The 21,915-nt window shown below is 67.7% G+C and carries 17 protein-coding genes; 6 read left to right on the forward strand and 11 right to left on the reverse strand.

Annotated features, from left to right (window positions below):
• The first annotated feature begins 33 nt into the window (after positions 1 to 33).
• Positions 34 to 2,190: an alpha-glucuronidase family glycosyl hydrolase gene (locus tag BM009_RS19610; RefSeq protein ID WP_093298768.1), complete on the forward strand. Its 2,157-nt coding sequence runs from the start codon at positions 34 to 36 to the stop codon at positions 2,188 to 2,190.
• A 203-nt stretch (positions 2,191 to 2,393) separates the two neighbouring features.
• On the forward strand, positions 2,394 to 3,287 hold the full coding sequence (locus BM009_RS19615) for an alpha/beta fold hydrolase (protein WP_175488133.1): 894 nt from the start codon (positions 2,394 to 2,396) through the stop codon (positions 3,285 to 3,287).
• 168 nt (positions 3,288 to 3,455) lie between these two features.
• Here the strand turns inward: BM009_RS19615 and BM009_RS19620 are convergent, their stop codons facing one another.
• Positions 3,456 to 5,855 carry a glycoside hydrolase family 3 N-terminal domain-containing protein gene (locus BM009_RS19620; protein ID WP_093298771.1) on the reverse strand — a complete coding sequence of 800 codons (2,400 nt, stop codon included), beginning with the start codon at positions 5,853 to 5,855 and terminating at the stop codon, positions 3,456 to 3,458.
• Positions 5,856 to 6,022: 167 nt separating this feature from the next.
• On the opposite strand from BM009_RS19620, the gene BM009_RS19625 reads away from it, so the two are divergent.
• The 4 genes from BM009_RS19625 to BM009_RS19640 all read left to right on the forward strand — a co-directional run bounded on the left by BM009_RS19625 (position 6,023) and on the right by BM009_RS19640 (position 11,451).
• Positions 6,023 to 7,069, forward strand: coding sequence for a LacI family DNA-binding transcriptional regulator (locus BM009_RS19625; RefSeq protein ID WP_093298773.1), 1,047 nt, complete (start codon positions 6,023 to 6,025; stop codon positions 7,067 to 7,069).
• A gap of 120 nt (positions 7,070 to 7,189) precedes the next feature.
• Positions 7,190 to 8,596, forward strand: coding sequence for a sugar porter family MFS transporter (locus BM009_RS19630; RefSeq protein ID WP_093298775.1), 1,407 nt, complete (start codon positions 7,190 to 7,192; stop codon positions 8,594 to 8,596).
• A gap of 181 nt (positions 8,597 to 8,777) precedes the next feature.
• The gene (locus BM009_RS19635) at positions 8,778 to 10,553 is read left to right on the forward strand and encodes an IlvD/Edd family dehydratase (protein WP_093298777.1); all 1,776 of its coding nucleotides are present in this window, start codon (positions 8,778 to 8,780) and stop codon (positions 10,551 to 10,553) included.
• Between the two features lie 274 nt (positions 10,554 to 10,827).
• A complete protein-coding gene (locus BM009_RS19640) occupies positions 10,828 to 11,451 on the forward strand; it encodes a TetR/AcrR family transcriptional regulator (RefSeq protein ID WP_254772369.1) in 624 nt (207 codons plus the stop codon).
• Positions 11,452 to 11,472: 21 nt separating this feature from the next.
• Here BM009_RS19640 and BM009_RS19645 read toward each other — a convergent pair whose 3' ends face one another.
• The 10 genes from BM009_RS19645 to fliI all read right to left on the reverse strand — a co-directional run bounded on the left by BM009_RS19645 (position 11,473) and on the right by fliI (position 21,911).
• Positions 11,473 to 13,245 (reverse strand): retroviral-like aspartic protease family protein, encoded by a 1,773-nt coding sequence (locus tag BM009_RS19645; RefSeq protein WP_093298781.1) that lies wholly within the window; start codon positions 13,243 to 13,245, stop codon positions 11,473 to 11,475.
• Between the two features lie 127 nt (positions 13,246 to 13,372).
• Positions 13,373 to 14,266 carry an SMP-30/gluconolactonase/LRE family protein gene (locus BM009_RS19650; RefSeq protein WP_093298783.1) on the reverse strand — a complete coding sequence of 298 codons (894 nt, stop codon included), beginning with the start codon at positions 14,264 to 14,266 and terminating at the stop codon, positions 13,373 to 13,375.
• A 1-nt stretch (position 14,267) separates the two neighbouring features.
• Positions 14,268 to 15,065, reverse strand: a complete 798-nt coding sequence (locus tag BM009_RS19655) for a D-xylose 1-dehydrogenase (protein WP_093298785.1) — start codon at positions 15,063 to 15,065, stop codon at positions 14,268 to 14,270.
• Between the two features lie 8 nt (positions 15,066 to 15,073).
• A complete protein-coding gene (locus BM009_RS19660) occupies positions 15,074 to 16,186 on the reverse strand; it encodes a fumarylacetoacetate hydrolase family protein (RefSeq protein WP_093298786.1) in 1,113 nt (370 codons plus the stop codon).
• Between the two features lie 116 nt (positions 16,187 to 16,302).
• Positions 16,303 to 16,959 (reverse strand): dTMP kinase, encoded by a 657-nt coding sequence (locus BM009_RS19665; RefSeq protein WP_093298788.1) that lies wholly within the window; start codon positions 16,957 to 16,959, stop codon positions 16,303 to 16,305.
• A 231-nt stretch (positions 16,960 to 17,190) separates the two neighbouring features.
• Positions 17,191 to 17,703, reverse strand: a complete 513-nt coding sequence (locus BM009_RS19670) for a hypothetical protein (RefSeq protein WP_254772370.1) — start codon at positions 17,701 to 17,703, stop codon at positions 17,191 to 17,193.
• Between the two features lie 61 nt (positions 17,704 to 17,764).
• Entirely contained in the window at positions 17,765 to 18,820 is a 1,056-nt protein-coding gene (locus BM009_RS19675; RefSeq protein WP_093298789.1) for a sigma factor-like helix-turn-helix DNA-binding protein, read from the reverse strand.
• Between the two features lie 237 nt (positions 18,821 to 19,057).
• A complete protein-coding gene (locus tag BM009_RS19680; protein ID WP_093298791.1) occupies positions 19,058 to 20,119 on the reverse strand; it encodes a peptidoglycan-binding protein in 1,062 nt (353 codons plus the stop codon).
• Positions 20,116 to 20,547: a hypothetical protein gene (locus tag BM009_RS19685; RefSeq protein WP_093298792.1), complete on the reverse strand. Its 432-nt coding sequence runs from the start codon at positions 20,545 to 20,547 to the stop codon at positions 20,116 to 20,118. The genes BM009_RS19680 and BM009_RS19685 overlap by 4 nt, the downstream gene beginning before the upstream one ends.
• Positions 20,544 to 21,911 carry a flagellar protein export ATPase FliI gene (gene fliI / locus BM009_RS19690; protein WP_093298794.1) on the reverse strand — a complete coding sequence of 456 codons (1,368 nt, stop codon included), beginning with the start codon at positions 21,909 to 21,911 and terminating at the stop codon, positions 20,544 to 20,546. Before fliI ends, BM009_RS19685 begins: the two co-directional genes overlap by 4 nt.
• Between the last annotated feature and the right edge of the window lie 4 nt (positions 21,912 to 21,915).

Here is a 21,915-nt window from a genome sequence, read left to right on the forward strand (position 1 = left end):
CAACGCGAACGATCGCGGACGAGAGAGGGCGCAATGCGGGCGACATTCCAGGCGATTTTGTGGATTTTGGCGGCATTTGCCTTTGCGAATCAGGCGTGTGCCGAAACCGGCTACGACCTGTGGCTGCGCTACCAGCCGCTCGATGCGGGCACCGTGCAGCGGGTGGCGCCGAAGCTCCGCTACGTGGTGGCGGACGGCAGCCGCCCGACGGTGCGCGCTGCGCTGGACGAACTCGACCGCGGGCTTGCCGGGCTGATCGGATCGGCGCCGGCGCATGCCAGCGCGGTGCAGGGCGAGGGCGGGGTGGTGCTCTCCACCGCCGGCTCGCCGCTGCTCGCGGGGATGAAGCTGCCGCTCGCCGCGCTGGGCCGCGAGGGCTTCCTGCTCCGCACGGCGACGATCGGCGGCGCCAAGGTGACGCTGATCGCCGCGAACAGCGACACCGGGCTGCTCTATGGCAGCTTCCGCCTGCTCAAGCTGCTCCAGCTGCGCCAGCCCATCGACGCGCTCGACCTGCAGGATGCCCCCAAGCTGCAGCTGCGCGCGCTCGACCATTGGGACAATCTCGATCGGTACGTGGAGCGCGGCTATGCGGGCCAGTCGCTGTGGGACTGGCAGAAGCTACCCGGCTACAAGGATCCGCGCTACACCGACTATGCCCGCGCCAATGCCTCGATCGGCATCAACGCGGTGGTGCCCAACAACGTCAACGCCAATGCCGACATCCTCACCGCGCCCTACCTCCAGAAGGTTAAGGCGCTCGCCGAGGTATTCCGCCCGTACGGCATCCGCATCTACCTGACCGCGCGCTTCTCCGCGCCGATCGAGATCGGCGGGCTGAAGACGGCGGATCCGCTCGATCCGGCGGTGCGCGCCTGGTGGAAGGCCAAGGCGGACGAGATCTACGCCGTGATCCCCGATTTCGGCGGCTTCCTGGTCAAGGCCAATTCGGAAGGCCAGCCCGGCCCGTCCGACTATAAGCGCAGCCATGCCGACGGCGCCAACATGCTCGCCGATGCGCTCGCCCCCCATGGCGGAATCGTGATGTGGCGCGCCTTCGTCTATTCCGAGCATAACGACGCCGATCGCCACAAGCAGGCGAACGACGAGTTCGTGCCGCTCGATGGCAAGTTCCGCGATAACGTCCTGCTCCAGGTGAAGAACGGCGCGATCGACTTCCAGCCGCGCGAGCCCTTCCACCCGCTGTTCGGCGCAATGCCGAAGACGCCGCTGATGCTCGAGGTGCAGATCACCAAGGAATATCTCGGCTTCGCCACGCACCTCGCCTATCTGGGGACGATGTGGGAGGAGGTGCTGGAAAGCGACACCTTCCGCCCGCGCGCCGGCAGCACCGTCGCCAGGGTGCTGGAGACGCCGGTGGCCCCCAAGGCGCTCACCGGCATGGCCGGCGTCGCCAATATCGGCACTGACGTGAACTGGAGCGGCTCGCAGTTCGACCAGGCCAATTGGTACGCCTATGGCCGGCTCGCCTGGGATCCCGATGCGAAGGCCGCCGACATCGCCCGCGACTGGGCGCGGCTCACCTGGAGCCCCGATCCTGCGGTGGTCGATCCGATCGTCGCGATGATGCTGGAATCGCGCGAGGCGGTGGTGAACTATATGACGCCGCTTGGCCTCGGCCATGTGATGGCGACGGGCCACCATTACGGCCCGGGGCCCTGGGTGTCGAACCTCGCCCGGCCCGAGTGGAATCCGGCCTATTACCATCGGGCGGATGCCAACGGCATCGGCTTCGACCGCACGCCGACCGGCACCAACGCGCTCGGGCAATATGCGCCGCAGGTGGCGAAACGCTGGGGCGACCTTAAGACGGTGCCGGACAGCCTGCTGCTCTGGTTCCATCACGTCCCCTGGGACTATCGGATGCGCTCCGGCGAGACCTTGTGGGACAGCCTGATCGCCCATTACGACACCGGCATCGCCACGGTGGAGGACATGCAGCACCGCTGGGCCGGGCTGGACGGCAAGGTCGACGCCCGCCGCTGGGCCGAGGTGCGCGACTTCCTCGCCATCCAGCGCGAGGAAGCACAGTGGTGGCGCGACGCCTCGATCGCGTACTGGCAGTCACTGTCGAAGCGCCCGCTGCCGGCGGGGCATGCCGCGCCGCCGCAGCCGCTGAGCTATTACGAAGCGATCCGCACGCCGCATGCGCCGGGCAATGGGAAGTGAGAAGACGGGCGGCTGCTTGATGGCGCCGCCCTGGTTCTGCCGGAGTTGAGCCACTGGCCGTGAAAGCCGCCGCCGGCGAATAAACTAGATAGTCGCTATCGGCATTAGCCGCCCGGCGGCGTTCGATCGGTCTAACCTTGAAGCAGAAGTTGTGGTCCGCCCGCAAACTATACTATTCGCTGTTCCCTCATCGGGAGCTTGAGATGCGTGCCCTGTTCGTTGCGACGATACTGTTTTGCACGGCCATCAGCGCGTCTGCTGCAATGACGGCGCCCCAAGAGGGGCCTGTCGACGGGCGCTTCGATGTTGGGGGGCGCTTCATCCGCCTTGCTTGCAAGGGCGCTGGAAGGCCGACGGTGGTGATCGACGCCGGAATGGGAACGGCACCAGTTGAGGATGCGGGATGGCAAGCCATAGCGGCGCAAGTGGCGCCAGTGACCCGCGTTTGCCTGTATGATCGGGCTGGCCTTGGGCAGAGCGATCCGGCAGCGCCTGGCCCGCGTTCGAGCCTGGATGCAGCGCACGATTTGCATGCCGCACTTTCAGCAGCAGGCGTAAAGGGTCCTTACCTTCTCGTCGGGCATTCCTTGGGCGGGCTGCATGCCCAGGTTTTCGCCGTACAGTACCCCGCGGACACGGCGGGTCTGGTGCTGGTGTCCACAACGCATCCCGATCAGTTTTCGAACTGGCTGACGCTCCTGCCCGCATCGATGCCGGGCGAGGAACCGGCCGTGACCGAAACCCGATCGTTCCTCACCAGCATGCAAACGGATCCGAGCAAAAACGAGGAGCGGTTGGACATGCAGGCGAGCGCCGTGGAGGCGCACAAGCTTACCTCGCTCGGCGAGAAGCCGGTGATCGTGCTGACGCATAGCCCGCGCTTTCGCATGGTACCCGGGCTGTCCGAACTAGTCGCTGTCCGATTGGAAGACGCGACCCAGCGGATGCAGCGACAGTTTCTCTCGCTCTCGACCAACGCCCACCAGATCGTCGCGGAGCGAGCGGGACACGGTTTGCCGCACGAGGCCCCGGCGTTCGTCGTTCACGGCATATTGCAGGGCATCGCTGCCGTTCGGGAACAACCACCCCGCCGATGAGCTGAATGGGACGGCGCCCGGCCATGGTCATGCAAGGAAACGGCATTGCCAATCGGGTACCCGACGAGCGCAGAGCGTAAGCGGACTAAGGCGCCCCTACATTGGAAGGCCTGCCGCTAGCCTCACGGCAAGTAGGGGCGGAGACCCAAGCCTCCGCCCCGACCCAATTCACCGCACCGTCAGCGTCGTGCTCTTGAGCGTCGCCGAGTCCGGGCCCGACGAGATGGTGAAGGTCCCCGGCTCCACCATATGGCGCATCTGGCTGTTCCACAGCGCCAGATCGTCGGGTGCCAGCGTGAAGCGCACCGTCTTCTTCTCGCCCGGCTTCAGCGTCACCCGCTCGAAGCGCTTGAGCTCGATCACCGGCCGCGTCACCGACGCCTCGTCGTCATGCACGTAGAGCTGGACCACCTCGTCGCCGGCGACCTTGCCGGTGTTGGTCACATCCACCTCGACGCTCGCCTTGTCGGCGATGCCGATCGTCGGCGCGGCCAGCCGCGGCGCGGCGATGTCGAAGCTGGTATAGCTCAGGCCATAGCCGAACGGGTAGAGCGGGCTGGTGTCGCCGAACAGATAGCCGCGCCGTGCGCTCGGCTTCTTGTTGTAGTAGATCGGCAGCTGGCCGACGTTGCGCGCCACCGAGACCGGCAGCTTGCCGCCCGGATTGTACCGGCCGAATACCACATCGGCGATCGCATTGCCGGTCTGCTCGCCCAGATACCAGCCCTCGATCAGCGCCGGCGCCTTCTCGGCCAGATAATTCACCGCATAGGGGCGGCCGTTGAGCAGGATCACGACGACCGGCTTGCCGAGCGCGATCAGCTCCTTGGCGAGCTGGTCCTGCGGCCCCGGCAGGTCGAGCGTCTCGCTGTCGCCCAGGTGATTGTCGGCCCAAGCCTCGCGGCTCACCGCCTCGTTGCCGCCGAGCACCAGCACCACGACATCGGCGTTCTTCGCCGTCTCCAGCGCCTGGGCGCGGAGCTGGTCGTTCACCGCGGCGGGGACCTGCTTCACTTCGTCCTTCGACCATTCGCGATGGTCGGTGATGCGGATGCCCTCGGCATAATCGACCGCGAACTTGCCCTTGCCCTCGGCCTGCATGCCCTCGAGCACGCTGACGACATGGTTGGGCAGGTCCGAATAGCCGCCGATCGGGGTATCCTTGGCGTGGGTGCCGATCACCGCCATGCGCTTGATGCCTTTGGCATCGAGCGGCAGCAGGCCCTGCGCGTTCTTGAGCAGCACGATCGACTCCCGCGCTGCCTGACGGGAAAGCGCGATCGCTTCCGGCGTGTTGGTGCGGGCAGCGGCCAGCTTCACTTCGGGATAGGGGTTCTCGAACAGCCCGCCCTGGAACTTCATCCGCAGCACGCGGCGCACGGCATTGTCGATCTCGCCCTGGCTGAGGCGGCCTTCCTTCACCAGCTCGACGAGATGGGTGTATGCCTCGCCGTCCGGCGTCTCGACATCGACGCCCACGTCGAGCGCGCGCTGGGCGGCGTCCTTGGGATCCTTGAACATGTGGTGGCGGGAGATCAGCTCGCGGATCGCGAAATAGTCGCTGACCACGGCACCCTGGAAGCCCCATTCGCCGCGCAGCACATCGGTGAGCAACCACTTGTTGGCATGGCTGGGGATGCCGTCGATCTCGTTATAGCTGGCCATCACCGACATGACGGGAAGGGTCTTCACTGCCTGTTCGAAAGGCGGGAAGAAATCCTCGCGCAGCGTCCGTTCGCCGAGCGAGGCGGGGCCGACATTGGTGCCGTTCTCGGGCTGGCCATGGCCGGTCATGTGCTTGAGGGTGATGAACACCTTGTCCGGCTTGAGCGGCAGCGTGGTCCCCTGGAAGCCGCGGATCGCGGCCAGGCCCATCTGGGTGACGAGATACGGGTCCTCGCCGTATGTCTCCTCGATGCGACCCCAGCGCGGATCGCGGGCGACGTCGACCACGGGCGCGAGGACGAGATTGGCACCGCGGGCGCGCGCTTCCCTGGCGGCCATCGAGAAGATGCTCTCGACCAGCTTGGGATTCCAGCTGCTGGCGAGGCCGATCGACTGCGGGAAGCTGGTGGCGCCGGGGGCGACCAGGCCGTGGAGCGATTCCTCGTGCATCAGCATCGGGATGCCGAGCCGGGTCTTCTCCATCGCCCATTTCTGCGCGGCATAGACGTAGCGCGCAGTCTCTTCCGGACTGCGGTTGACGTCGCCGGCATTGGCGCCCGCGGCGGTCGTCTGGCCCGCGGCGACGCCGCGGCGGTCATAGGGGCGAGAGATCATGCCCAGGCCGTTGGGGAAGCTGGCGCTCGCCTTGACGGGGTCGAACTCGCCCTTGGCGTCCTGGACCAGCCCCTTGTTGAGCCACAGCGCCTGCAACTGCTGGACCTTTTCCTCCAGCGTCATGCGGGCGATGAGGTCGTCGACCCGCGCCTCGACCGGCTGGCTCGCATCCTTGTACAGCGGCTTGCCCGCGCGCTCGGTCTGGGCGGCGGCGGGGTGCGCCGCAACGAAGGGCGTCAGAGCGCTCGCAGCAATGGCAAGCGCGGCGACGCGACGGAATGAGCGCATGTTCCTCTCCCTGAAGGCGGGCGACAATCGTGCAGTCGCCTCTTGCCATGGTGGTAGCGCTATCAGCTATAAGGGGGCGTAACGAACCGGGTCAACCGGGCGTGCAGGGGCACGCGAACGATTGCAATCATGATAGCGCGCACTTAAGCGTTCGTGCAGGAGGGGGGATGACCAAACCAAGCCGGCGCAGCCGGGGCAGCATTACCGTACAGGACGTGGCGCGCGAGGCAGGCGTCTCCGCCATGACCGTGTCGCGCGTCGTCAATGGCGGCACCAATGTGCGCGACGCGACTCGGGAAGCCGTGCTCGCGGCGATCGCCAAGCTCAATTACTCGCCGAACAGCGCCGCGCGCAGCCTGGCCGCAGGGGAAGCGACTCAGATCGGGCTGCTCTACTCCAACCCGTCGGCCGCCTATCTCTCGCAATTCCTGATCGGCGCGCTGGCCGCGGCGCGGCGGGCAGGGTGCCATCTGGTGCTCGAGGCCTGCGAAGGCGAGCGCGCCGAGGAGCAGGCCGAGGCGACCCGCGGCTTCGTGCAGACGCATGTCCAGGGCGTGATCCTGCCGCCGCCACTATCCGAAGTCACGGCGGTGCGCGACGAGCTGGAAGCGGCGGGCATCCCCTGGGTGTCGGTGGCGATGGGCCTGCCGCCCGAGGGCAGCCTCAACGTCCGTATCGACGATTTCGCGGCGGCGGCGGCGATGACGAAGCACCTGATCGACATGGGTCACCGCCATATCGGCTTCATCCGCGGCAACCCCAACCAGACCTCCAGCGCCGAGCGCTTCCGCGGCTTCTGCGCGGCGATCGAGGAGGCGGGGCTGGATCTCGCCGCGATGCCGGTCGAGCAGGGCTATTTCACCTTCCGCTCGGGGATCGTCGCCAGCGAGGCGCTGCTCGACATGTCCGAGCCGCCGACCGCGATCTTCGCGAGCAATGACGACATGGCCGCCGCCGCGGTGGGCGTGGCGCATCGCCGGGGCCTGCACGTGCCGCAGGACCTCAGCGTGGTCGGATTCGACGACACCGCGCTCGCCACCACCATGTGGCCCGAGCTGACCACCGTCCGCCAGCCGATCGCGGCGATGGCGGAGGCGGCGCTGACCATGTTGCTCGACGAACTGCGGCCGGGGGGGCAGATCGACGAGCCCGAACAAGTGCTTGCACATCAGCTCATCGTGCGCGAATCCTGCGCGCCGCCACCCCGGCGATAGGACAACGTTGGCGGAAAGTTGCGCGCCCGCGCGTGCCGACTTGCTTTTCCTGGTTGCACGGGCCAGCGTTACCGCTAACAAATCGCCCCCATATTCCCGGGCGACTAGGAGAGGGATCGGATGAATCAGACAGCGGAGAAGGCCAACATCGGCCTGATCGGCGCCATCGTGGCCGTGGCCACGATCGGCGGACTACTTTTCGGCTATGACAGCGGCGCGGTGAACGGCACCCAGCCGGGCCTGCAGGCGGCGTTCAACCTTGACGAGGCCGGGCTCGGCTTCACCGTCGGTTCGCTGCTGATCGGCTGCGTCGCGGGCGCCTTCTTTGCCGGCACGCTGGCGGACCAGATGGGCCGTCGCAACGTGATGCGGCTCGCCGCGCTGCTCTTCCTGGCCGGTGCGCTCGTCCAGGGCTTCGCGCACGACCACACGATCTTCGTCATCGCCCGGATCGCCGGCGGTATCGCGGTCGGCGCCGCCTCGGTGCTGTCGCCCGCCTATATCTCCGAAGTCGCCCCCGCGAACATTCGCGGCCGGATGACGACGGTGCAGCAGATCATGATCATCTCCGGCCTCACCGCCGCGTTCGTGGTCAATTACTATCTGGCCGGCGCTGCCGGTGCCTCGACCAACAAGTTCTGGGCGGGCCTGGAAGCCTGGCGCTGGATGTACCTGATGCAGGCGCTGCCGGCGGCGATCTTCCTGGTCGCTTTGTTCTTCATTCCGGAGAGCCCGCGCTTCCTGGTCGCCAAGGGGCGCACCGAGGAAGCCACCAAGGTGCTGACCGATCTGTTCGGCCCGCAGACCGCGCGCGCCAAGCTGGAGGAGATCCGCGCCAGCTTCACCGCCGATCACCGGCCGAGCTTCCGCGACCTGATCGACCCGCGCACCGGCAAGATCCGCACCATCCTGTGGGCGGGCCTGGTGATCGCGGTGTTCCAGCAGCTCGTCGGCATCAACGTGATCTTCTACTATGGCTCGACCCTGTGGCAGCTCGCCGGCTTCACCGAAGCGGATTCGCTGCTGATCAACATCGTCTCGGGCGCGGTCTCGATCGCCGCCTGTCTCGTCACCATCGGCCTGGTCGACAAGATCGGCCGCAAGCCGCTGCTGCTGATCGGCTCGGCCGGCATGGCGGTGACGCTGTTCGTGCTGGTCTATGTCTTCGGCCATGGCTCGCTCGACGCGGCCGGCAAGCTCGTCCTCTCGCCCGATCTCGGCAAGACCGCCGTCATCGCCGCGAACCTGTACGTGATCTTCTTCAACGTCAGCTGGGGCCCGGTGATGTGGGTGATGCTCGGCGAGATGTTCCCAAACCAGATCCGCGGCTCGGCGCTGGCGGTGTGCGGCTTCGCCCAGTGGTTCGCCAACTATCTGATCGCGCAGAGCTTCCCGGTGATGGCGTCCAAGCTCGGGCTTGCCGCCAGCTACACCTTCTACGCCGTCTGCGCGGCGGTCAGCTTCTTCCTCGTCCTGAAGTTCATCAAGGAAACCAAGGGCAAGGAACTCGAGGCGATGGAGGGGTAAGACGAACCTTAGCCCCTCCCTTTCAAGGGAGGGGTTGGGGTGGGTGCGCGGCGACTTAGCCGCGCTCCTGCACTCGGAGGGGGAAATCGACGGCCGGGGCATCGAGCCCCGTCCGCCGACACCCACCCCCAAACCCCTCCCTTGAAAGGGAGGGGCTTAGATTTTGTATGTGGAGACACACGTGACCCGCACGCCCGTCCGTCCGTTCCGATCGCGCGAATGGTTCGCCGCCCCCGGCCGCGCCGACATGGCCGCGCTCTATCTCGAGCGCTTCATGAACTACGGCATCACGCCCGCGGAGCTGACCTCGGGCAAGCCGATCATCGGCATCGCCCAGTCGGGCAGCGACATCGCGCCGTGCAACCGCATCCATCTGGAAACGGTGAAGCGCGCCCGAGAAGGCATCCTGGCGGCGGGCGGCATCCCGATGGAGTTCCCGCTCCACCCGATCTTCGAGAATTGCCGCCGGCCGACCGCCGCGCTCGATCGCAACCTCGCCTATCTCGGCCTCGTCGAGATCCTCAACGGCTATCCGATCGACGCGGTGATCCTCACCACCGGCTGCGACAAGACCACGCCGTCGTCGCTGATGGCCGCTTCCACCGTCGACATCCCGGCGATCGTCCTGTCGGGCGGGCCGATGCTCGACGGCTGGCACGAAGGCGAGCTGGTCGGCTCGGGCACGGTGATCTGGCGCTCGCGCCGCAAGATGGCGGCGGGCGAGATCGACGAGGCCGAGTTCCTCCGCCGCGCGATGGAGAGCGCGCCGTCGTCCGGGCACTGCAACACGATGGGCACTGCCTCGACGATGAACAGCATGGCCGAGGGTCTCGGCATGTCGCTCCCCGGCTGCGCGATGATCCCGGCGCCCTATCGCGAGCGCGGGCAGATCGCCTATGAGACCGGCAAGCGCATCGTCGAGATGGCGTACGAAGACCTTCGCCCGTCCAAGATCCTGACCAAGCAGAGCTTCCTCAACGCGATCAAGCTGCTCACCGCGATCGGCGGCTCGACCAACGCCCAGCCGCACCTCAACGCGATGGCCGCGCATGCCGGCATCACCATCACGCCGGAGGACTGGCAGACCGGCTACGACCTGCCGCTGATCGTCAACATGCAGCCGGCGGGCCAGTATCTGTCCGAGCGCTTCCACCGCGCCGGCGGTATCCCGGCGGTGCTCAAGCTGTTGGTGGACGCGGGCATCCTCGACGGCAGCGTCGCGACCTGCACCGGCAAGACCATGGCGGAGAATGTCGCCGAGGCGCGGGTGCTGGATGCCGACGTGATTTTCCCGCTCGACAAGCCGCTGATGGAGAAGGCCGGGTTCCTGGTGCTCACCGGCAACCTGTTCGACATGGCGATCATGAAGACCAGCGTGATCTCCGACCAGTTCCGCGCGCGCTATCTCTCGACGCCGGGGCAGGAGGGCGTGTTCGAGGTCCGCGCGGTCGTGTTCGACGGGTCGGACGATTATCACCACCGGATCAACGATCCGGCGCTCGCCATCGACGACAATTGCATCCTGGTGATCCGCGGCGCGGGCGTGCTGGGCTGGCCCGGCTCGGCCGAGGTGGTCAACATGCAGCCGCCCGACGCGCTGCTCCAGAAGGGCATCCAGAGCCTGCCGACGCTGGGCGACGGCCGCCAGTCGGGCACGTCGGACAGCCCGTCGATCCTCAACGCCTCGCCGGAGAGCGCGGCGGGTGGCGGCCTTTCGTGGCTGCGTACCGGGGACGTGGTCCGCATCGACCTCAACCAGGGGCGTGTGGATGCGCTGGTCGAGGCGGACGAGATTGCCCGTCGCAAGGGCGAACCCGCGCCGCCGATCCCGCCGAGCAACACGCCGTGGGAAGAGCTGTACCGCGAGAAATCGGGCCAGCTGCACGAGGGCGGCGTGTTGGAGTTCGCGACCAAGTATCGCGGTACGGGGCTGAAGGTGCCGCGGCACAACCATTGAGGTCGGGTGGGGTGGCTGGCGTTGAGCGCGCCACCCCTACCTCGTCATTCCCGCGAAGGCGGGAATCCATTTGCCAGGACGTTGGGGGATAGAACCGCAGCATCAGCGCGAATGGATCCCCGCCTCCGCGGGGATGACGATGGTCGCGTGGCGGGCGGCGTGTCGCTCTGCATCCACCAGCTACACATCCCCCACCTCCGGCCCATTCCGGAGATGGAAAGTGTCACCCGCCAGTGATAGTTAACCATCACCAGACAACAGGGGGATGGACGGGGTGGACGAGACGGCACCGGCGAAGCGGCCGCGCAATGCGGCGAACACGCGGGGCGTGATCCTGGCGGCGGCGAAGACGCTGCTTGCCGAACAAGGCTTTGCCCGCTGGGGCGTGAACGCGATCGCGCGCGCCTCCGGATACGACAAGCAACTCATCTACCGCTATTTCGGCGGCATGGACGGGCTTGCCGAGGCGATCGCCGCCGACGTCTCCGCCTGGATGGAAACCGCGCTCGTGCGGCCCGACAACGTGCCGCCGCCCGCCAGCTATGCCGAGATGATGGCGCGAGTCGCGGTGGCGCTGCTCGATGCACTGCGCAGCGATCCGCTGGCGCAGAAGATCCTCGCCTGGGAGCTCTCCGCCCCCTCCAAGCTCGCCACCGCCTTCACCGAGGCGCGCGGCAAGGCGCTGAGCGCCTGGATCGCCCGCGAGCGCGGCACGCTGCAGCGGCCGACCGGGATCGACGCGCCGGTGCTCAATGCGCTGCTGATCGCCTCGATCCAGCAGCTGGTGCTGTCGGCGGCGCAGAACGGGCGGTTCCTCGGGCTGGACCTCAGCGAGGAAGCGGGCTGGGAGCGCGTCCGCACCGGCATCGCCGGGCTGACCAAGGCGATGTTCCAATAGGCAGGCCGGCTGGGCGGCGCCTCAGGGCGTCGCCTCGGGCGCGATCCCGTATTTGGCGACGCGCGCCGCCACGCGCGGCGAAATGGACTTGGCGACCGCGATATCGTGCGTGCCAGCCTCGGCCTGACCCAGGCGCTGCTCGGCAACGCCGCGCAGGTACAGCGACCAGGCCCGACGCGGATTGATCGCCAGCGCGGCGCTGAAATCCGCGATCGCCCCCGCAAAGTTCCCCTCGCGGAACGCCACCGTTCCCCGACTGTCGAGAAATGCGGCGTTCGCGGGCGCGGCGCGGATGGCGGCATCGCAGTCGCTGCGCGCGCGCTTCAGATCGCGATTGGCCAGCGCCAGCGTCCAGCAGCGGCCGTTCTGCGCCTCCGGCCGTGCGGCATCTTCCCGGTGCGACGCCATCCACAGATCATATTGCGCCAGCGCCGAATCGAACGCGTCGACCGAGGTGTAGAGATGGGCGATGCGGAGCCGCTGCATGTCCTCGCGCGGCAGCTGGCCGGCGATCAGATCGAGATCCTCGATCGTGCCCTTGGCGTTGCCGGCGTGCTCGCGCAGCTGCGCGCGGATCAGGCGGGTGCGGGTGTCGTCGCCGTCCAGTGCCAGCGACGCATCCAGATCGTCCATGGCGAGGATCGGCCGGTTCTCCGCCAGATAGGCAAGCGCGCGCTGGCGCAGATAGCGCGGCTCCTTCGGCGCGAGCGTCACCGCCTGCGAATAGGCCTCGACCGCCGCGGGCAGGTTGCGCTGCGTCTGGAACATGGCGCCGCGGCGCGCATAGCCTTCGGCATCGAGCTTCTCGGCGGCGTCCGGGGCGCCCTGGGTGGTGAAGCCGCTGGCCGTGTCGATCCGAGCCGTCGCGTCGAACAGCCGCCCGCCGGTATAGGTGAAGTAGATCCGGTGCTGCACGTTCGACACGTAGAGCCGGTGCGAGATGAAATAGTCGGCGCCGAGCAGCATCTCGGTATCCTGGTCGCCCAGATCGGTGATGCGCAGCCGCACATTGTGCAGTTCCTCATTGCCGATCTTGAGCAGCTTGAACGGGGCGATCCAGCCCTGCTGGACATGCTTGCCGATGCCGGTGGACCAGCCGGCCTCCTCGACCCCCGGATCGCCGGGCTTCACGCCTGCACGCGCCGCCGCGCGCAGGGAGACGACCGTCTGCGCCGCGCCGGTATCGAACATCGCCCGGATCTTGGCGCCGTCCAGCTCGACGGTGCCGACCGTGTGGTTGCGCGCCTCCTCCTTCGACTGGATCGGAATCTCGAAAAAGGGCTTGCCTGCGGTCCAATAGGCGAAGGCGGCGTTGCCGCAATTCTTCGGCCGGAACAGCCGCACGGCGCCGCCCGGCAGATCATATTCGATGTCCGCAAGGCCCAGCACGTTCTGGCCGAGCAGACCGGTCTCGCCGATGTCCGATCCGCCGACCAGGAACTCCACATGCGGGATGTCCGCGCTCGCCAGCCCGAAATGCGCGACCGTGGCGATGCCCGCGTCCGCGCGTCCGCCGACGCCGCGCAGATAGAAGCCGGACGGCGCGGCCGTCACCGAAAGCCCCATCGCCTTGGCGACCGGGGCGGAGATCAGGCTGTAGAAGGCGCCGCTATCGAGCAGGAAAGGGGCGGGCTTGCCGTTGATCGTGGTCTCGACGATCGGCTGCAGCCCCTTCATCGTGACGTGCAGCTCGGCGATCTGCCCGACCTGGCAGTTTGCGGCCAGCGCCGGTGCCGCGTGGAGGGATGCCAGCAGCGCGAGTAGCGCCCGTTGCCTGCACCGAAGCCCGATCATCGCCACCCCCTCGTTCCTGCGCCACCGATCCTAGGACCGGTCCTCACAGGAAACCATGGTAAAGCAGCAGGATGACGCGAGCCTTACGCGCCGTGTGCCTCCCCGGCGGACCGGGGAGGGCGGGCGTTCAGGCGCCGACGCGGATCATCGGGGCGGGCTGGCCCGCCACCGTCACGCGGAAGCTGAACAGGTCCCCCGAGGTCGGCCGTGCGGCCTTGTACTCGGCGGAGAGGTGCTTGTTGGCGGTGGTGGCGTAGACCGTCTTGAGGTCCGGACCGCCGAACGCGATCTTGGTGATCGCATCGACCGGGAAGCGCACCGTCTCGACCAGCTCGCCCGCCGGCGAGTAGCGGCGCACCGCAGAGCCGGCGTAGAGGCTCACCCACACATAGCCTTCGCTGTCGACACACGGGCCGTCCGGGAAGCCTTCGCCCTCGGCGATGCGGACGAATTCGCGGGGATTCGCCAGCGTGCCGTCTGCGGCGATGTCGCAGGCATGGATCACCTGGCCCAGCGTATCGACATGGTAGAGCGTCTTGCCGTCGGGCGAGACCGCCGGGCCGTTGGTGATCGAAACCTTCGGGGTCGACGCGACGCAGGTTCCGTCGGCCGCGAGGCGGTAGATCGTGCCGCTGGCGTCGCTCTCGCCGTCATCCATCGTGCCGAACCACAGGCGACCTTCGGTATCGACGGTGCCGTCGTTCAGGCGGTTGCCGGGCAGGCCGGGCTCGGGATCGACGAGCGGGGTGAAACTGCCGTCGGCGGGGTCGAACCGGGCGAGGCCGGTCTGCAGCCCCGCGACGAAGCCGCCACTGGCGCAAGGGAGGGCAAAGCCCACCTGCGCCGGCGCATCCCAGCTCTTCTTGTCGCCGGTGGCGGGATCATAGCGGTGGATCTTGTGGCTCTTGATGTCGACGAACCACAGCGCCGCGTCGCGCTCCACCCAGACGGGGCCTTCGAGAAGCGGGGCACCGAGCCCCCACACGCTCTCCGGCGCCGATACCACCACCTTGTCGGTCATCTTATCTCCAGCCTGCATCCACGAAGAATTCGTGGCTCGTTATCAGGCGTGCATCGTCGGATGCAAGGAACAGTGCCAGCGCGGCGATGTCGTCGGGCACGAGGCGGCCGGGCAGGCACTGCGCCTTGACGATCTCGGCCTCGCCCTCGGGCGTGTACCACTTCATCTGGCGCGGCGTCTTGACGTTGCCGGGAACGATGCAGACCGAGCGGATGCCGTCCGGGCCGAGCTCACGCGCCAGGCTGCGGGTGAGGCCCTCGATCGCGGCCTTGGCGGTCTGGTAGAGCGTCAGCTCCTCCAGCGCGAGGTGCCAGGAGATCGAGCCGAGATTGATGATCACGCCGGCGCGCTTCGCCTTCATCGCCGGGATCACCGCCTGCGCCATGAAGAACTGGTGGCGCAGGTTCACGTTCATGCGGTTGTCCCAATACTCCGGGGTCACCTGCTCGATCGTGTGGCGGTCGTCGTTCGCGGCGTTGTTGAGCAGCACGTCGAAGCCGCCCTCGGCATCGATCAGCGCCTGCACCTGCGCCTGCGCGGCGCGGATGTCGGTGAGGTCGACCTTATAGAAACGCGGCGCGATCGCAGCGCCCGACAGGCTGGCGACCAGCGCCTTCGAATCGTCTTCGGCGATGTCGAAAAAGGTCACGTCCGCGCCCTGGCGGACGAACCCCTCGACCAGCCCGGCGCCGATCCCCGAGCCACCGCCGGTAATCAGGATGCGCTTGCCCTTCAGGCTCGGATAGACGGCACGCTCAGCGGCCGGGATCGGGCCCTGCTGGAGATCGGCTTGCGACATGGACACCCTTATGCGTTGGAGAGAAGGCCGCGCGCGGCGAGGTTGCGCATCAGATCGCGGATGCCGAACGTCCAGGGCGCGGCGGCCTTGGAGGTGGTGACGCGGTTGACGAGCGTGCCGAGCTTCGGCGTCGAGATGCGGACGACGTCACCCGGCTTGTGGGTGAAGCCGCGGCCGGGATGGTCGCGATCCTGCACCGGCGCGAACAGTGTGCCGAGGAACAGCGCGAAGCCGTCCGGATACTGGTGCTCGCTCAGCGTCTGGCGGACCAGCTCGGTGGGATCGCGGCTGATCTCGCTCATCTTGTTGGTGCCCGAGAGGCGATAGCCCTCCGGCCCGTCGATGGTGAGGTCGACCACGGCGCTGCGCACGTCGTCCATGGTGAAGCTGTCGTCGAACAGGCGGATGAACGGCCCAATCGACGTCGAGGCGTTGTTGTCCTTCGCCTTGCCGAGCAGCAGCGCGCTGCGGCCCTCGAAGTCGCGCAGGTTGACGTCGTTGCCGAGCGCGGCGCCCTTGATCGCGCCGTTGCGGTCGACGACCAGCACGACTTCCGGCTCGGGGTTGTTCCAGTCGCTGTCCGAGCGGATGCCGATCTCGGCGCCCCAGCCCATCGCCGACAGCACCGGCGCCTTGGTGAACACTTCCGCATCCGGCCCAATCGCGACTTCGAGATACTGCGACCACATGCCGGCGTCGATCAGCGCGGCCTTGAGGCTGGCGGCCTCGGGCGTGCCGGGGACGACCGAGCGGATGCCCGAGCCGACCTTGGCTTCGAGGTCGCCGCGGATCTCGGCCGCCTTGGCAGAATCGCCGCGGGCGCGCTCCTCGATCACGCGCTCCAGCGCCGAGACCGCGAAGGTGACGCCGCAGGCCTTCACGCACTGCAGGTCCACGGGCGCGAGGATCGCCGGCGCCGACTCGGTGCCGAGCGCGTCGACGCTGCACAGCACCTCGCCGCTCAGCGTGGCGATGTCGTCGCGCTCCAGCAGGTCGGCGACGGTGGGCGCGGTGGCCGACACGTCGATCACCTGGCCGTCGCGGAGGATCACGGGGCTGGGGCCGGCAGCGGTCTGCACGCGACCGACCAGAATCGCCTGCGCATGATCGGCAGGCAGCATGTCTCTAAGCGCTTCCAAGGGACCTCTCACCAACTCGTTTCGGATTGTGATAGCGCTACCATTGGCGCTCCGGCAAAGCAAATGTCAAGCCGGGCATAGCCGGGTTCAGCGCGGTTTCAAATATAAGATAAAATTTCGCCGACGATCGCCTCGGGCGCCCGCATCGCGCCATCCTCGCTGGCGCGGACGACCTTCCACGGGCCGAGCAGGTCAGCCGCGACGATCGCCTCGTAATTGCCGCGCACGCGCTGCTGGAGCGCGATGTCCGCCTCATATTCGTCGAAGCTGCGGTCGGTATAGCTGCGCTGTGCCTTTTGCAGGATGAGTTCGCGGGCAAGATCCCAAGGCGTGTCGAGATAGATCGAGAGGCGCGGGCGGGGCAGGGCGAACTGCCCGGTCTCGAGCGCGAGGATCCAGTCCATCAGCGCGCGGCCTCCGTCGCCGCCCAGCTTGGCGCCCTGATAGGCCATGTTCGAGGCGATGTAGCGATCGAGCACGACCACGTCGTGCGTGGCCTGCGCCTCGAGCAGCGCGTCGCGCCACTCGAACCGATCGAGCGCGTAGAGCACGGCGGCAGCATGCGGGGTGACGGGGACGGGGAGTTCGCCGGCGAGCATCTTGCCGATCGTCACGCCCGCGACGGTCTCGCCATAGCGCGGGAAGCCGAGCACGGTGGCGGTGCGGCCCGATGCCTGCAGTGCCGCGCACAGCCCGCGCGAGGCAGTGTTCTTGCCGACGCCGTCGGCGCCCTCGATTGCGATGAGTTCACCCATAAGGGCGCCATAGCATGCTGCGGCAGGTTGTCATCAAGACTCCCCGGACGGTCGGCGGGAAGAGGGCGCCGCGGCACAACGATCGTCATTCCCGCGAAGGCGGGAATCCATTTGCCAGGCCGCTTAGGGCAGGAACCGCAGCTTCAGCGCCAATGGATCCCCGCCTTCGCGGGGATGACGGCAGTGTGTGATGGCCGGCTTCCAACTGCGAACGCTGGAGCGATCAGATCCTCAATGAAACGACGCGGTCTCCGGCGGTGCGCACAACAGTGCGCAGGGGCCTTCGCCGTCGAGCGGGAGGATCGCGGTGAGCGCGCCCTGTCCCCCGGCATGGTGCATCAGCCAACCGGGCTCGGCCACGGCGGGACGCTCGGGCGAGAAGGCGACACCGATTCCGTCGGTGATCACGCCCAGCCGGCGGGGCGGGGTGGGCCAGCGGCCGGAAAGATAGGTGATGCAGGCAGCGGCCGCGTCTTGCAGCGCGCCCTCGTCGCTGTCCTCGGGGCAGAAGCCCTCGGGGGTGGCGTCGATCTCGGCGACCAGGCGGAAATCGTCGCCCCGCCACCAGATCATCCGCAGCGATCCGTCGGTTTCCTGCTGCAGACCCAGAAAAAGCCGACCGCCGGCCGGGAGCAACGGTTGCGCACAGCGCACCATTTCCTCGGCCAGTTCGGTCAGCTTGTAGTTCGACCGGGGTAGCATCTGCATCGCACCTCGGCCGATCGTCTGGGAGTTTCGGGGCATCGGGTTGTTCCGAAGGAAAGGTTACCCTTCCCTTATAGAACGCTTTTGCCCCGATCGGGTATCAATGCAGCGCAGCGCGGTTCGCAAGCGGCGCGGCGGCGATCGCAATCGCTTCCACGGTCTCGCGGTTCGCCTCGGCGGCAACCACCATGTCGATGCTCGCGGCGTCGATCGCGACGACGCTGGAGAGCAGGTTGTGCGGCTGGCTGGCGTCCGGCAGGATCGGCGTGGCGGTGCGGGCAGCGGCCGGCTGGCGGCGCTTGGCGGTGGCGGGCTCGCCATATTCGGCCATCACCGAGAAGCGCGGATCGGCAGCGGCGATCTCGGCGATCACCTTGGCGGCGCGCTTGGTGATCTGGCGGACACGCTCCTTGGTCACGCCGGTTTCCATTGACAGGTCGTCGAGCGTGGCGGTCTGGAACACGCGGCGGGCGACGATCTCGCGGTCGCGCTCCAGCTTGGCTTCAAGCTTCTCGAGCTCGGCGGGATCGATGCCGTGAGTGGCGGTGCGGAGACGCGGGCCTTCGCGGCGCAGCGCTGCCTCTTCCCGCTTCGGGCGGGGACGACGGCGGAGCTGTTCGATGCCCACCTTGCGGAGGTGATCGACATAGGCCTCGATCAGCGAGGAGATCGCGCCATCGGCGAGATAGTCCGACGCGGCGCTCTCGGTGCGCTCCAGGGCGTCCTCGTCCTCGATCATCGCTTCGGGCGACATTTCGTCGCCATCGGCGGAGCTGACCATCGCGCTGAGCGAAACGGTGGTGGCTTCGACCTTCTTCGCCGAGGGGCGCTGGTCGGTCATCAGGCGGAAGCGCAGGCTCTGCAGCTCGCCGCGGATCTGCCAGTTGACGAAGGTGGTGAACTGGGCCTTTTCCGGCTCATAGGCCTGGATGGCGCGGTGCACGGCAATGGCGCAGCACTGCTCGGCGTCGTCCCAGTGGGCGGTCAGGCCGTACTGGCGGATGAAGTGACGGATGCGGGGAGCGATCAGCTTCAGGATGCGGGCAAAGGCGCGATCGATTTCAGCGCGCTGACGGTTGGTCTGCTTGCCGTCCTTGGGCGCGTTCTCGATGACGGTTTGGACTGCGGCCTCGAGAGCGATCGTGATCTTCGACATCTGTATTCCCCTGGTTCAGCGCCGGTCCGATCGTTTCGGCGCCGTCGACAGGAGACACATTTCGTCTGAAACCTTTAAAGGAGTGCTAATCGGGGACTTAGGTAGTTTTCCGCAAACGCACTCCCAAGCTTTATAGCAACGCCGATTCGCTTGGCGACCTAAGTGCCTGAAAAAATGATGGTTAACCGCTGTTTAGCGGAGCCGCTAACGCACGAAAAAACGGCCTAAATGGCGGTTTTAGGAGGCAAATTTGTCCGGTTGGACGTGGCGATCGATGAAATCGAGTAACCATTGCCGGTGCGCGCGGGTCGCATCGCCGGCGTTGGCGATGCGCTGATCGGCCGCCGATCCGCCGACTTGCGCGGCCAGCAACGTGCGTGCGCGCTCTGCATCAATGTTGCCGGCAAGAAACTTCTTTGCGTCCCCAAGCCCCAGATGGTGGCCCAGATAGGCCGCCTTGGCGAGGGTTTCCGAATCGGCGCGGACGTTGAGCCCTGCCGATTCGAATTGTTGCAAATTGTTCTTCGCCATGTCGGCGACACTCAGGATCGACGCCTGCGGATCGTAGCGGAGCGCCAGCAGTTCGCTGCGGCGCGAAGGATCGACCTTGCCCTTTTCGGTCAGCCAGCCGCGCGCCTTGGCGACATCGTTCAGCCAGGTGCCGCCCTGTTCGGCGAGCGTCTGCCAGGTGCCGCTGAGGAACTGGCCGAGCCCTGCCGCGCTCGATCGCGGGTTGCGCGACAGCGGATTCCAGCTGCCGTCCTGCCCCTTGCCGGCTTCGGCATCGACGATTGCAGCGATCGCGGAGCGCGGGATGCCGCTGCGCGCCTCGGCGGCGGCAAGCGTATCGGCGTAGCGGGCGTTGCTGCCGAGCGCGAGCGGGCCCGAGGCCTCGGCCGGCTTGGCGGACGTGCCGCCGGAAAGCGCACCGACGATCGAGCCGGTGCCTGGCATGGTGCCCCGGTCTACCGCGGCGGCGGCATGCGCGCCGTTCAGGGCACGCTTGGCGAGCGCGGCGATATCGTCGGGCGCATCCTCGTCGTTGCACGAGCAGGCGCACTGGCACTTGCACTTGCCCTTGGCCGATTTCGGCGCCTGGGTGCCGAGCAGCTCGAGCAGCGAATCCATCGCCATGTCCGATCCGCCGCCCAGCGGCGACTTGCCCTTCTCGTTGTCGCGGTCGCCATCGCCGATCGCGGCGCGCCACAGGCGGGTCGAGAGTTCGGACTGGGCCTGCGCGTAGATCACGTTGGCGCGCTGCGCCGGCGTGAGCGCGGCAAGGTCGGTACGGTGGATCATGCGGCCTTCACCAGCATCCGCTTGCGCTCGCGCAGGAAGCGCGCCGCGGCAATGTCATCGATCGCCGCCTGTTCGGCGGCTTCGGCTTCGCGCTCGGCATCGGCGCGGAAGCGTTCTGCGGCGCTCTCGATCGCGCGGCAGGTGCCATAGGCCTCGCGCGCAAGCTCGCGAAGGTTGAGCAGCCGCGCCTGTTCGGCCACGACTTCCTCGGCGATGCGCGCCTGGGCGTGCTTGGCGGTGGCGAGCCACGCGTCCGAGGCGAAGGGCAGGGCGTGTGCCAGCACGCGCTCTTCACGGACGCGCGCAACGAGGTCGCGGCCCTGCTGTTCCAGCTCGGCGATGCGCTCGATCGCGGCGCCGATCTTGACCTTGAGGTCGTCGACGGTGCGCTGCTGCATGCGCAACGCGGTATCGAACGGCGTCTTCATGCGGCGAGACCCACGTCATGGCCATGGCGCGGATCGCCCGAGGCCTCGCCGGAAAGGATCGCGGCCAGCTCGGCAAATGCCGCCTCGGCATGGCCCTGGTCGTTCTTGCCCTGGTTGAGCAGCGCCTCGATGCGGGGCGCCAGCGCGACGGCGCGGTCGACATCCGGCGAAGAGCCGGCCTTGTACGCACCCAGCCGCACCATCTCTTCCATGTCGGCATAGGTCGACAGCAGCTTGCGCGCGGCGAGGCGGGTCTCGTTCTGCTCGTGCTCGAGGCAATGGGGCAGGGTACGCGACACCGATTTGAGGATGTCGATCGCCGGATAGCGGCCGCGCTCGGCGATCGCGCGGCGCATCACGACGTGGCCGTCGAGGATACCGCGCACCGCGTCGGCGACGGGCTCATTATGGTCGTCGCCGTCGACGAGGACGGTGAACAGGCCGGTGATCATGCCCTGGCCGGGGGCGCCGGGGCCGGCGCGCTCCAGCAGCCGCGGCAGCTCGGCGAAGACGGTGGGGGTATAGCCCTTGGTCGCGGGCGGCTCGCCCGAGGCGAGGCCGATCTCGCGCTGCGCCATCGCGAAGCGGGTGACCGAGTCCATCAGGCACAGCACGTTGAGGCCCTGGTCGCGGAAATGCTCGGCGACGGCGAGGGTGGTCCAGGCGGCCTGGCGGCGCATCAGCGCCGGCTCGTCCGAAGTGGCGACGACGACGACCGAGCGGGCCATGCCCTCGGGCCCCAGATCGTCCTCAATGAATTCCTGCACTTCGCGGCCGCGTTCGCCGATCAGCCCGATCACCGCGACGTCGCACTGGGTCCAGCGCGCGAGCATCGAGAGAAGGACGGACTTGCCGACGCCCGAACCGGCGAACAGGCCGAGGCGCTGGCCGCGGCACAAGGGCACGAAGGTGTCGAGGCAGCGGACCCCGGTCTCGATTCGCTCGGCAACGCGCGCGCGGCCGGCGGCGGCGGGGGGCGAGGCCTTGATCGGCTGCGGATCGGCGCCGTTGACCAGCGGACCCTGTCCGTCGACCGGGCGGCCGAGCCCGTTGATCATGCGGCCGAGCCAGGCCTTGGAGGGGCGGACGGTGAACTGGCCGGCGCCGAGTTCGGCAACCGCGCCCAGGCCGACGCCCTGCGGGTCGACGAAGGGCAGGCAGAGCGCCACGCCGCGATCGAGCGCGGTGACTTCGGCTTCCACCTTGCCGCTAGGGGACTGGATCTCGACGCGGCTGCCGATCTGGGCGACGCCGGTCAGGCCCTCGACTTCGATGAGAGCGCCGCGCACCGCCACCACACGCCCGAAGCGACGGTCGGGGACCATCTCCTTGATGGCGCGCGCGGCACTGGCGAGCGTCTGCATCGCG

The organism is Sphingomonas sp. NFR04, from assembly GCF_900114095.1.
Classification (GTDB): domain Bacteria; phylum Pseudomonadota; class Alphaproteobacteria; order Sphingomonadales; family Sphingomonadaceae; genus Sphingomonas.